The following is a 13,116-nucleotide window of genomic DNA, read 5'->3' as shown; positions in this document are numbered from 1 at the left end:
TCTCTTATGGTTTCTTTTTTATTTTGCTGCTGCAGCCTCTGTTGCCCATCCGTCAACGAATGCAGTTACTACTGCATCCCAGTTCGCATCTGTCTGGTCTGCTGCGTATGCTGTAAGTGCAGAACCAACACCGTTCTTCCACTCTTCTGAAGGCATTGTAGAGAAGTTCCATGAAACAGGAGTCTTGCCTTCTTCCAGATATTTATTAGCTTCATTTACAAGTACGTTATCAGATTCCAGATTAGACTTGAATGGAATTACGAATCCCATATCTTTGCACATAGCCTCAACACCTGTATCAGATGTTACACACCAGTTAATAAAGTCAAGTGTTGCCTGAATATCATCTTCAGAAGCTTTTGCATTGACACACCAGTAGTTTTCTGTACCTGTGCAGACACCCTGATCTTCTTCACCTTCTACGCCAATGTAGATTGGAAGGATTCCAAGATTCTCATCGCCAAGATCAGCGACATCGTTATATGCCCATGTACCATTCTGATAGAATACTGCTTCTTCTGTTACAAACTCTGCTACTGCATCGTCACCTGTCTTTGTAGAAAGAAGTGTAGGATCACAGGTTGCATTGTTAATGTACAGATCCCAGATTGCACGGTAGTTATCAAGATATGTACCCTTGATTGCATCTGTGTTGTCGATACCTTCATCTTTGTATTCATAGTAGATCGGAAGGTTTGCAAGATGTGTCTTGAATCTCCAGTCAGAGGATCCGTCCATACCTGCAGATGTAAATGCAGAGAATCCAAGTTCATCTTTACGTGCTGTGATATCTTCTACTACTTTCTTGAAGCTGTCAAAATTCGTGATATCATCTGCTGTATATCCGGCTTCTTTCAAAAGTGCTTTGTTGTAAATAATTCCGTAGTTTTCAATAACGTATGCAATACCTGCCATTTTATCTCCGTCCATCAGTGCGAAGCTGTCATCTGTAAGCTCGCCTGCGATGTCAGAACCAGATAAGTCATAGCAGTAATCCTTCCAGCTTGCAAGACCTACCGGTCCATTTACCTGGAATAAGGTCGGAGCGTCTGTCTTAGCCATCTCAGATTTTAATGTCTTCTCATATTCTCCAGATGCTGCTGTCAGAACGGTTACAGGAACACCAGTCTCTTCTGTATAAGCTTTGGCAAGATCCTGCCACTGCTCGTCTGCTTCTGGTTTAAAGTTGAGGTAATATACTTTACCCTTTGCATCCTTAGATCCTTCATCGGATGAAGAACTTCCACATCCTGCAAGGAGACTTAAGGACATTGCTGCTACCAGTAAAACTGATAAAACTTTTTTCATTTTCATACTGTTCTCCTCTTTTCTAAAACTTTCGTTTTTTTGTTTCTGGAGATATACTAACAAAAATGAATGCAAAACATTTAACAATAAAAAAACCAACTATGCAAAAAAATAAACTTTAAGGCGAAGCATCACTGCTCCGCCTCAAATTGTTCTATACTCTTATCCTCTTCCTGTGTAAACTGTTCTGGAGTGATCTTTCCAGAGATCAGATCGGGCAGATATGCTCCCAGTGTCTCCTCCTGGAGAATTGAATTCCACTTCACCTGGTAGTTCGGCACGATCTGTGGATTTCTCTGATATGCCCGGATATAATCCTGAACCACCTGGCCGCCGCTGGCGCCGTTATCCCGGAACAATTCTTCTTTTTCTTCTTTATTCAGCTTCGTCCGAAACTTCAGAAATTCTACTGCGCCTTTCTTCACTTCATCACTATAACTGGATACAATCGACCAGCCAAAAGTCTCCGGCGAAGAGACCAGCTTATTCCCCGGAAATGGCGAGAATCGCACCCTTTCCTCCCATTCTCCTTCCGGAATCTGATCAATCATCCAGTATCCATTGGGAATCATAGCTGCCTTGCCAGAGAAGAAATTCTCATAGGACACATCAAAGTTCTGCCCGATCGCATCTTTCGTTGTATACGAGAACAATCTCTTTAACGTTTCTGCCATATGCAGGCCACTTTCATTCTGATAGGACTCCGGGAAAATCTCCTTCATGAACTCTGCGCCTTCTGGTGTATCAGAAAGCTCTGCCGTAGCCAAGAGCATCGCCGCCCAGGCAGTTCCTTCTGTGTGTAACGCAAGAGGCGTTATCCCATAAGACTCAAGTCTTTCACACACATTCCAGAATTCTTCCCAAGTTTCCGGGAATTCGTCAATCCCGGCCTTTTCAAACAGCTCCCCATTCCAGAATACTCCCGAACATGAGAAAGCTGCCGTACTAAGAGGCGCCAGATATATCTTTCCGTCCGATTCACGAAAGCTGTCCAACACGACTGGCTCTATCATGCTCATCCATTCATCATCTTCCAGGATATAAGGAGACAGATCCTCAATCCTCTCATCTTCTATCATCATCTGATAGAAAGATGGAAGCATACGAAGATCCGTGATGATTGCAGGCAATTTATCCGTAACATTCAACCGTTTCAGATTCTGCCGATATTCATCCTCTGTCTCCATGACCCACTCTACATCTATCTCGTAGATTCCATCATATTCCTCATTGAACTTTACGACCACTTTTTCTTCGTTCTTCTTACCGGTGGAAGGATCTACGGTAAGGATCATCGGAATCTTTATTTCACTTTGACTGTTCTGCGTTTTCTTCTCCTCTTCCGATTCGCAGCCGACAAGCAGCATCACAACCAGAACTACACACAAGAATGCAGAGAACCATCTACTATACAATTCTTTATTCCACATGTCCTTCACCTCCCGGAATACGAATGACACAGCTTGTTCCTTCCGACTCCACATGATAAAGGATTCTCACTTCATCTCCATACTTCAGCCGCAGCCGGGTAATAATATTCACAAGCCCATATCCACGGTTTTTATCTGGGAAACAGCCTTTCACCTTACTAAGCGGCAATTCATTCAAATCATTGAGTTTCTGCACCGTCTCCTCTTCCATGGACGTACCATTGTTATACACAACAAATTCCAGTGTTTCCTCCGCCTTCTTTACTTCAATTCGAATAAAACCGCCTTCAAAAATATCGCAGAAGCCATATTTTATCGCGTTCTCAACAAGCGGCTGAAGCACAAGCTTCAACACATACGTCTGCTTTGGATCCACCTGACAGTCAATCTCATATCGGAACAGATTCTCATTCCGAATCTGTTGTATCTCCATATAACTCTTTACATTTTCCAATTCATCCTCGACTGTAACCACATCTTTTCCTTTGCTCAATGACAGTCGAAGATATTTGGACAACGCCTGTATCATCTTCATCGTTGTCTCTTCTTTATTAATACGGGCAAGCATATAGATTGTATCCAGCGTATTATAGAGAAAATGTGGATTGATCTGGCTGATCAGCATATTCAGCTCACTTGTCCTTAACTCTTGCTGCTGTATTTTAATCTCTTCCAGCAACTCTTCGATATTTCCAAGCATTTCATTATAAGAACGCCCAATCTGATCTAATTCCGTATGCGTCTCCAGTTCAATCGTATGATCAAAATCTTTTCCGTCAAAACTACTCATCGCTTCGCTGATATCCTGAATCGGTCTGGTAAAACGTTGCGAAAAATAAATACTCAAGACTAACGCAATTGCAATGACAATGACATAGATTCCTGCCAACACAAAAAGCATACTTCTTGTTCCGCTGTTCAACACACTGTCCGGCACGAATGAAAATACGATAAACCCACTTTCTTTCTGCCGATACGCCGATACCACACCGCCTGACACTTCCATGCCGTCTAAGATCATGCCATCGCCCTCTCTGTCAGTGGCCTCCAGGGAAATATCTTCCATGGGGATCCACATTTCTTCTGGTGCATTCAGACTGCATAGATTTCCATTTGCATCCATGATTCCCGAAGCAAACGCTTCCTCTGATACTCCATTGGACACAACCTTGTCCAGATATTTCTCTTCCATCTTAAGGAACAACATGCCCGGTTCATGCGCATATTCCATATTCCTTACATAGCGGCCGATAAAAAGAGACGGTTCACCGGTACCAAACAAGTTATCATCTGCCCAGAACCATACTGTTTTCGAATAATCTCCGCCCAGCTTACCCTCAAATCCACTCTGTTTAAAATCGGCGTAAGAAACATCTGAGTAATAACGGCTGTACACATTGCACTTATTATCTACATAACAATATTCCGACACATAATCCAGATCAATATATGCAAAATACTTACTGAGAGCAGTGCGGTTCACCTCTTCCATCTCATTCTTCTGAAGACTTTTCTGTACATCATCATAGACAATACACTCTGCGGTCACCTCATCGCTTTTCCGATACATATTATCTAACGCAATTCCCATTTTCTCATCAATGAACCGGTATTTATCAACGATTGTCTTTCTGACGCTTTTTTGCATATATGCCCATACTCCAATACTGGAAAGACATAATGCAAGTGCAAGAAGTGTAATTGTATATTTTAAATATTTTCTCTGGATGCCTGACTGCAGCATTCTTTTTCTCATACTTCGTATTCCTTTTTATATTCACTGGGCAGCTTTCCGGTATATTGCTTAAAAAGATGTGAAAAGTAAGACGGATTATTAATTCCGACCTGTTCACATATATTTCCGATACTTACATCCCCTTCTTCCAGAAGTCGCTTTGCCTTCTCCATTCTCTGCTGAAGGATATACTTCTTGAAAGTCATATGAAATGTATTCTTAAATACTCTTCCAAAATAAACAGGATTCAGATAAACATGCGTCGCAACCGACACAATAGACAATTCTTCATCATCCAGATGTTCATCTATATACGCAACAGCTGCCTGAATATATTCTTTGAAATATTTTGTTTCATCTTTTTCCGCACATTTCTGACGCTCTTCGATTACATTTCCGATAATCTTATAACATACATCTACTGCTCTTGCAGCGTTCAGATTCTGCATGTTAGAGTAATAATTCTGGAACTTCTCCTTCAATTCATCCGTCATTCCATAGGAATCCTTGACCATAAGTTCTACCTTCAGCATAACCTTATGGAAATACTTGCACTGCAGCTCCTCATCCTTTGGAAGATGATATATCATATGAATAAAAGCATCCTTAAGCTCTTTCGCATTATTCTTTCTCACTGCATTGACAATCAAGATATCCGCATCGTCTGAGGAACCCTTGTCCGTATAATCTTCCAGCTCCTCTGAAACTGCAAGGGCACTTGCTCCTGCCGCCCCGGCAATTCCGAACAGCTTCTGCGCCTCCTCATAGCTGCGTTTGATTCCTTCAATGCCCTTGTATGGCTTCGATATTGCGGCAATAACCGGGCTTGTCCCTTTTTGCTTAATATCTTCCAAAAGATGCTTCAGCTCTCTCACCACTGCATTGTCCTGAGTCTTAATAATGAAGATATAATTTCCTTCCTGATCTTCCATCTTCCAGTAAAAATATCTCTCTTTGACAGGCTCTTCCAGAAGATTCAATAATTTCAGTCTGGATGCCTCATAATCCAGAGAATTCGTAATCTTATATGCAATATCTATATCTGCACATACTGTAATAAACCGGTCATTTTCTAGAAGTATGTTACCGATTGCGTCAAACACTTCCTTAACTTTATCATATTCCAGACGATTCTGTACATATTTTTGCACAACTACCTGCAGAAAACTGGTAGAATCTGACACGAGCAGTTTTTCCCAGCTTTCATACTTTTCATCCGCTTTCTGCCTCTCCATGCATTTTTGATAAGCAGATTCCATGGTTTCCTGAAGCTTATCATCCTCAATCGGTTTTAATAGATACGCAAAAGCTCCCAGATCACACGCCTGCTTGGCATATTCAAAATCCCGATATGCACTTAGTACCACGAACAGACACTCCAGGCCTTCCTTTTGTATCTCTTCTATAACCATAAGGCCTGTAATCTGCTTCATCCGTATGTCTGTCAGCACCACGTCCGGCTTCACTTCACGGATAACCTCCAATGCCTGTTCTCCACTTGAAGCAGAACCCACTACTTCAAATCCCATACTCTCCCAGTCATAGGTATGCAAAAGTCCCTGTAAAAGAATCGGTTCGTCGTCCACAATTACCAGTTTTAACAGTTTCATAATTATCCCCATTTGATATAAACGTAAATACATTTTTATTTTCTCCTTTCATTTTATTGTTCAAACAGGGAATCATTTTATAAAAAAGTATACTTTTTATGCCAAAAAACATACTTTTTCGTAATTTTCCTGTCCCGGATGTAAGATATACAGCGAATTACCTTCGTTTTCCATAACATCATAACATAAAAACTTTTATAAACCGATTAAAATGTGTTATACTTTTCCAATATACCACATTACAAATTTAAATCATAAAAAGGGAATATACATATGACGATTCAAGAATATTTACAAAGAAACAAATTAATTACTGACGGTTCTTTTGGAACCTATTATGCCGGAAAATATCAGACAGACGAGATTCCAGAGGCTGCAAACACAGAGCATCCAGATCGCGTCAGCAGTATCCACCACTCCTATATTGATGCTGGTGCCCGGCTGATCCGTACAAATACATTTGCATCCAACACGGTGTTGCTGTCTTCTGACTGGGCTTCGGTGGAGCAGAATATTCGTGCAGCAATACAGCTTGCAAAAGATGCGGTCAAAAGCAAAGACATCTTTATTGCCGGTGATATCGGTCCGATTCCAGATACTTCTTCTCCGAATACCGAGACGGATCTTCTGGCCGAAGAATATTACCAGATAGCAAGGATATTTGCCGAAGAAGGAATTCAAATACTGACTTTTGAGACATTTCCTGACATGGAGCATATTCTTCCGGCAATCTCTCGTATTAAAAAAGGATATCCACTTTTTATCATGATGCAATTCTGTGTAGACCAGTTTGGTTACAGTGCTTCCGGACTGAGCGCAAAGAAATTGTTGGAAGAGGCAGCTTCCGTGCCAGAGATTGATGCAATCGGCCTGAATTGTGGTGTTGGTCCCGGACATATGAACCAGATATATGGAAAAGTAGATCTCCATTCAGACAAATACCTGATAGCTCTGCCAAACGCCGGATATCCCAAACGTCTCCGTGGACGCCAGATCTTCTTTAACAACAATACAGATTATTTTACAGAAAAGATGACCGAACTTTCTACTGCCGGAATTGACATTCTTGGAGGCTGCTGCGGAACAAATCCATCTTTTATCAAGGCAATTTCGTCTGCACTGGACATCCGACAATCAGTAAAATCTGCTTCTATCCTGTCTCACACAGAAGTCGAAGCATACAAAAAGAAATCCGGCTTCTTCTGTCAGGAAGACGGTACTGTCAAAGACAAAAAGCTCATTGCCGTAGAGCTTGCCCCTCCAGTCTCTGCCAATGATGAGAAGCTTCTGGAAGCAGCACATTTTCTGCGCAATGAAAATGTAGATGTACTGACTTTCCCAGACTCTCCGTCCGGAAGAACACGAATCGACTCTGTGCTGATGGCCGAAAAGATACGACGTTCCACAGGTATGTGCGTCATGCCGCATATCTGCTGCCGTGACAAGAATGCCATCGCCATGAGATCTCTGATCTTAGGCGCACATATCAACGATATTCATAATCTGCTGATTATTACCGGCGATCCGATTCCATCTTTGGCAAGACAGACGGTAAAATCAGTATTCAACTTTGACTCTGTAGGTCTGATGAAGATTGTAAGAGATATGAACCAGGAATATTTCCCAGATGCACCGATGGTTTACGGAGGCGCAATCAACCAGGGAAGACGCAATATTGAAGTGGAGATTAAGCGAGTAAAACGTAAGATGGAAGTCGGTGCTGAATTCTTCCTGACTCAGCCGGTTTTCTCTAAGAATGACGCTGATCGTGTCCGCTACATTAAGGAATCCACCGGGGCTCGGATTCTCTGTGGAATTATGCCTCTGATCAGCAGAAAAAATGCGTCATTTATGAAAAATGAAATCGCGGGTGTCGATGTTACTGATGAGATCATCCAACGCTATCCGGAACATGGCACCAAAGAAGAAGGCGAAGCAGTCGGTGTTGCAATCGCCAGAGAAATCATAGAATACACCAAAGACTTCGCAGATGGATACTATTTTTCATTTCCATTTAATAGAGTCCATCTGCTGAAAGAGATTCGAAAGTCTCTATAGACTCTCAATCCATTGATATAAGTCTTCATACACTTGTTCACGGTCGGTCTCATTCAGGATCTCATGCCGGTCTCCTTCATAGAGATGCATGGATACCTGTTGCATTCCGGCCGTTTTATACTTTTTATATACTTTTTCGACTCCTTTTCCAAATGCTCCCACAGGATCATCTGCTCCTGCCACGAACAGTACCGGTAAGTCCTTCGGGATACGTTCCATGCTCTCTTTTCGTGTCAGTACTTTCATCCCTTCAAACATCTGGTAATAGCCGCCCAGTGTAAACATAAAGGAACATAACGGGTCATTGACATATTTCTGTCTGTGGTCTTTATCCGAGGTGATCCAATCTTTTGAAGTCTCTCCAGGTTCGAATCTTTTATTATAGCTGCCAAAGCTCAGTTTATCGACGAATCTGCTGCGGTATCTCCAACCCTTGAATGCTGCGATCACACGGCATACCAGCTGCCCCATGTTCAATACCGCACTTCCCTGATATCCAGTTCCCATGATAATCGCACCTGACAGACCTTTTCCATACATGGTCAGATATTGCCGCAGCAAAAATGATCCCATACTGTGTCCTAACATATAATAAGGAACATCTGGATATTTTTCAGTCGTCATCTCCCGAAGCTTCTGAATATCACCAATGACAAACTGATTCCCTTTCTTTTCTTCAAAATACCCATAATCTTCTTCATTGCGTATGGATTTTCCATGTCCAAGGTGATCATGCCCCGTTACATAATACCCCCGCTCACACATATATTCTGCAAAATCATGATATCGGTTGATGTATTCCACCATACCATGGCAGATCTGAAGCACTCCCTTAACTTCTCCTTCCGGGATCCATTCTACTGCATGAATCTGCGTCACTCCATCCCGGGAAGGATAACAAAATTCCTTTTTCATCTATCGTTCATCCATTCTCAGATATGTTTTATGCTCAGCCAGCGGCTTATACGCCGGTCGGATAATCTTATCAACATTCTTCAACTCTTCCAGTCTGTGCGCACTCCATCCTACGATACGCGCCGCCGCAAAGATTGGTGTGTATAATGACGGTGGAAGATCTAACATGCTGTACACAAGACCACTATAGAAATCTACATTTGCATTGACACCCTTATAGATCTTTCTCTTTTCTGCAATTACTTCCGGTGCCAGACGCTCTACCGTCTCGTACAATGCATACTCATCTTCATAGCCCTTTTCTGCAGCAAGCTGCTTCACAAATCCCTTGAAAATATCAGCTCTTGGATCAGATACAGAGTAGATTGCATGGCCCATTCCATAGATTAACCCCTTCTGATCAAAAGCTTTTTTATCCAGAAGATCATAGAGATACTGCCGAACCTCATCCTCATCTTTCCAGTCTTTTACCACGTTTTTCATATCTTCAAACATCTGTGTAACTTTGATGTTGGCACCTCCATGCTTCGGCCCCTTCAAAGAAGCCAGTGCCGCAACAATCGTAGAATAGGTATCCGTTCCAGAAGAAGTTACCACATGCGTTGTAAATGTAGAGTTATTACCTCCACCATGATCCATATGCAGTACCAAAGCCATATCCAATATCTTTGCTTCTAACTGTGTATATTTTCTGTCCTCTCGAAGCATCATCAGGATATTCTCCGCCGTAGATAATTCTGGAGATGGGGCATAGATGAACAGATCTTCGCCCAGGCGATAATTGTACGCGTGATAACCGTATACCATCAACATCGGAAACTGACTGATCAGATTCAGACACTGACGCAGCACATTCGGAATCGATGTATCATCTGCCAATGCATCATAGGAATACAGACTCAGGATAGAACGTGACAGACTATTCATCATATCTCTGCTCGGTGCCTTCATGATCACATCTCTTACAAATGTCGGAGGCAATGTACGTCGTTCTACCAATGTCTCATGGAACATCTCCAGCTCCTTTGCTGTTGGCAATTCTCCAAACAGCAGAAGATACGCAACCTCTTCAAATCCAAAGTGCCCATCTTCCAAAAATCCTCTTACCAGATCTTTAATATTATATCCACGGTAATACAGATTTCCTTCACAAGGGACCTCTTCGCCATTCACGATCTTCTTCGCACATACATCAGAGATATTCGTAAGACCCGCCAGAACGCCTTTTCCATTCAAGTCACGCAGGCCCCGCTTCACCTCATACTTTGTATATAATTCCTTGTCAATTGCGTTATTTTTATTACACAATTCTGCGAAATGTTCTATCTCCGGTGTAACCTCAAATAATACAAATTCTCCTTTTCTCGCCATAGGCAGCACTCCTTTCTTTTTCTTCTAATCTATTATCTTATTGCGCATACTTAATCATTATGCGAATATTTCCACAAATAATTGCTCAGCTCTGCAAATTCTTCCAACGTAAGAGCTTCTCCTCTGACGCTGGAACCCTTCCCCAAAGACTCTATTGCTTCTGTGATCTCTTCTTTTGAAAATGATAACTTGTCTGAATTATTCAGGCCATTGGCCAGAGTCTTTCTGCGCTGGTTGAAAGATGCCCTTATAATATCAAACATCAGGCGTTCATCCTTCACTTCCACCGGTGGCTGTTCGTGACAGGTAAGCCTGATGACTGCTGACCCCACCTTGGGTCTTGGCATAAAACAGTTTGGCGGAACATTCGCCACAATATACGGCTCTGCATAATACTGAACAGCGAGCGACAATGCTCCATAATCCTTATTCCCCGGTCCGGTCTGCATCCGGTCTGCAACTTCCTTTTGCACCATGACAGTAATGCTCTCTACCGGTACATGATTCTCGAATAATCCCATAATGATCGGAGTTGTAATATAATAAGGAAGATTCGCCACTACCTTGATCGGCCTTCCCTGATTCTCCTCATTGGCAAGCTTCTGGATATCCAGCTTCAGAACATCTTCATTGATAATCGTCACATTCTCATACGCACTCAGTGTGTCCGATAAGATTGGAATCAGATTCTTGTCAATCTCTACCGCAACGACCTTTCCCGCTGCCTCTGCCAGATACTGCGTCATCGTTCCGATACCCGGTCCTATTTCCAGCACCATATCTTCTTTGGTAATCTCAGCTGCACGGATAATCTTATCCAGTACATGTGTGTCGATCAAAAAGTTCTGGCCAAATTTTTTCTGAAATGTAAAATTATATTTCTGCAAAATCTCAATGGTATTCTGGGGATTTCCTAAAGTCGGTTTACTCATAGATCTACTCCTGATTTTTATAGTATTTTGTTATTATACAATATTTTCAGACTTTTTGATATGTCTAAAGAATTAAATAATAATTAAGAAAATGTGAATTTATATATCAAAAAAAGGATTCACCTTGGTTTTCAACCACTGTGAATCCTTTTATATTCCTATACTATACCTCTATGTTGTGTTCACGATATCCAAAGAACATCAGCCAGAACAACACTCCGGCAAGTGCCAGCGCACACCCCAGCCCTGTGTAGAACACCGCTATAAATACATCCGGCACAAGCCCGGAGCTGCGAAGCCAGATTCCGCCGCCCATCATAACCGCCATAATACAGTACGCCTTAAGGTCGAAGAAATGCCATACCGGGCGGAACTCTTCTTTATAGCCCTTGATCCGCTTGGTATGCTTGATGCTCATTTTATAAAACATCATTCCAAACGCAGCAAAAACAAGAACGGATAACAAGATATGTATTACTGAAAATGGCAGGATCTTCTGATAAGAAAGTATGCCAAGCCTTGCCACATTAAATCCGGCAATCATCCAGACACAGCCTGCAACCGCAAGCAATGTACGCTTTTTTACATGAAAGAAAGAACGTCTGCTCATAGAATCATCACCGTCCCATCGCTTTATATCCTATCAAAACAACCCACACATAAGCACATGTCTTGGGAATCATCAACATTCCAACCGGCGGCACGGTATCTGCAAACAAAACCACCGGAATATAACATGCAAAGCTTATGACCACCGCAAGCCACAGAAACCGAAACGGCTTATCCTGTTCTGCCTTTGCACTGCGATAAAACAGAACCACAATCAACACACCAAGAATGGTGAACGGAATATTACGGTAAATTCCCCAAGAAAGTGGTGCCTCAGCGCTCATCCATGCATTCTGCGGCATCAGACATAATACAATACGCAAGAGTGCCAGAATCCACACAATCATTGTAAGTTCTTTTTTATCGTTGACCTGATACCGAAGCCGCCATACATAATAGAGCAGCACATAGAATAATGTCATTGTAATGGATGTAATCAGTTTCCCGACACCAGATATACGATATCAAACAGTGTCTCAAAAATTGCCTGCATAAGCTCTTCCTCCTTAGGTGAACATTGTTCATTTTATTTGAAAAGAAAGCCCGTCAAAAGACGGGAATTCTATTATATGAATCAATAATTATAAGTAAATCGTTCTTCGTATCGTCTCTTTCAGCACTTCACAGCTTGTCTTTCCCTGTATAAGTAATAACAACAAATTGTCTAGCACAAAATCAATAAACTCCATTTCTGTAAATGCTGAAGAAAATGCCTCTCCTGATACCCGGTCATCTGCCTTCAATACCTCCAGCATGCCTGTTTTCATATGGTCGAAATAATGCTTCATTGTGCTTTTTGCCTTCCCTTTTTCAGAGTTGGCGATACTGACAGAATGCGCTGTGAAAAAATCCGGGTAATCTTCAGCACCTTTCTGTATACATTCAAAAATATACGCTACATATTCTGGGAAAGTGAAGTCCGTCGGGCACTTGTGATCCATATGGAAAATCGCTTTCCATATATCTTCTACAATCGCAAGCAGCAATTCATCTTTATTAGAATAATAATTATATAATGTCCCAAGTGCAATATGACATTCATCAGCAACGGATCGCATATTCACTGCAGATAACCCTCTGGAAGCCACAATCCCTCTGCACACCTGAAGGATCGCTTCTTTTGATGTGATACCTGTATTCAATATACT

The 13,116-nt window shown here is 41.9% G+C and carries 10 protein-coding genes and 1 pseudogene; 1 reads left to right on the top strand and 10 read right to left on the bottom strand.

All coding sequences use genetic code 11. The features are described 5' to 3' along the window. Positions 1–18: 18 nt before the first annotated feature. The 4 genes from ACQRD1_RS04465 to ACQRD1_RS04450 all read right to left on the bottom strand — a co-directional run bounded on the left by ACQRD1_RS04465 (position 19) and on the right by ACQRD1_RS04450 (position 6,116). The gene (locus tag ACQRD1_RS04465; RefSeq protein WP_427786949.1) at positions 19–1,314 is read right to left on the bottom strand and encodes an ABC transporter substrate-binding protein; all 1,296 of its coding nucleotides are present in this window, start codon (positions 1,312–1,314) and stop codon (positions 19–21) included. A 125-nt stretch (positions 1,315–1,439) separates the two neighbouring features. Further along, complete coding sequence (locus tag ACQRD1_RS04460; RefSeq protein ID WP_427786948.1) at positions 1,440–2,738, bottom strand: ABC transporter substrate-binding protein; 1,299 nt, start codon at positions 2,736–2,738, stop codon at positions 1,440–1,442. Further along, positions 2,728–4,494: a sensor histidine kinase gene (locus ACQRD1_RS04455; RefSeq protein WP_427786947.1), complete on the bottom strand. Its 1,767-nt coding sequence runs from the start codon at positions 4,492–4,494 to the stop codon at positions 2,728–2,730. The genes ACQRD1_RS04460 and ACQRD1_RS04455 overlap by 11 nt, the downstream gene beginning before the upstream one ends. After that, positions 4,491–6,116: a response regulator gene (locus ACQRD1_RS04450; RefSeq protein WP_347376179.1), complete on the bottom strand. Its 1,626-nt coding sequence runs from the start codon at positions 6,114–6,116 to the stop codon at positions 4,491–4,493. The genes ACQRD1_RS04455 and ACQRD1_RS04450 overlap by 4 nt, the downstream gene beginning before the upstream one ends. 240 nt (positions 6,117–6,356) lie before the next feature. Here ACQRD1_RS04450 and ACQRD1_RS04445 point away from each other — a divergent pair, with 240 nt between their 5' ends. Further along, complete coding sequence (locus tag ACQRD1_RS04445; protein ID WP_427786946.1) at positions 6,357–8,141, top strand: bifunctional homocysteine S-methyltransferase/methylenetetrahydrofolate reductase; 1,785 nt, start codon at positions 6,357–6,359, stop codon at positions 8,139–8,141. Here ACQRD1_RS04445 and ACQRD1_RS04440 read toward each other — a convergent pair. The 6 genes and pseudogenes from ACQRD1_RS04440 to ACQRD1_RS04415 all read right to left on the bottom strand — a co-directional run bounded on the left by ACQRD1_RS04440 (position 8,136) and on the right by ACQRD1_RS04415 (position 13,110). Then, positions 8,136–9,056 (bottom strand): alpha/beta fold hydrolase, encoded by a 921-nt coding sequence (locus ACQRD1_RS04440; RefSeq protein WP_235231984.1) that lies wholly within the window; start codon positions 9,054–9,056, stop codon positions 8,136–8,138. The genes ACQRD1_RS04445 and ACQRD1_RS04440 overlap by 6 nt on opposite strands. Beyond that, a complete protein-coding gene (locus ACQRD1_RS04435) occupies positions 9,057–10,427 on the bottom strand; it encodes a citrate/2-methylcitrate synthase (RefSeq protein WP_347376177.1) in 1,371 nt (456 codons plus the stop codon). A gap of 50 nt (positions 10,428–10,477) precedes the next feature. Beyond that, complete coding sequence (gene rsmA / locus ACQRD1_RS04430) at positions 10,478–11,359, bottom strand: 16S rRNA (adenine(1518)-N(6)/adenine(1519)-N(6))-dimethyltransferase RsmA (protein ID WP_427786945.1); 882 nt, start codon at positions 11,357–11,359, stop codon at positions 10,478–10,480. 163 nt (positions 11,360–11,522) lie between these two features. Then, positions 11,523–11,969 (bottom strand): hypothetical protein, encoded by a 447-nt coding sequence (locus tag ACQRD1_RS04425; protein ID WP_235231987.1) that lies wholly within the window; start codon positions 11,967–11,969, stop codon positions 11,523–11,525. Between the two features lie 7 nt (positions 11,970–11,976). Further along, positions 11,977–12,420, bottom strand: a pseudogene (locus ACQRD1_RS04420) (hypothetical protein); the annotation flags it as partial. A gap of 129 nt (positions 12,421–12,549) precedes the next feature. Beyond that, positions 12,550–13,110, bottom strand: coding sequence for a TetR/AcrR family transcriptional regulator (locus ACQRD1_RS04415; protein ID WP_347376175.1), 561 nt, complete (start codon positions 13,108–13,110; stop codon positions 12,550–12,552). Between the last annotated feature and the right edge of the window lie 6 nt (positions 13,111–13,116).

The organism is Bariatricus sp. SGI.019 (assembly GCF_050315235.1).
Classification (GTDB): Bacteria; Bacillota; Clostridia; order Lachnospirales; family Lachnospiraceae; genus JAFBIX01.
Note: the sequence above shows the minus strand (reverse complement) of the source record. Positions and strands in the feature narration are given on the sequence as shown.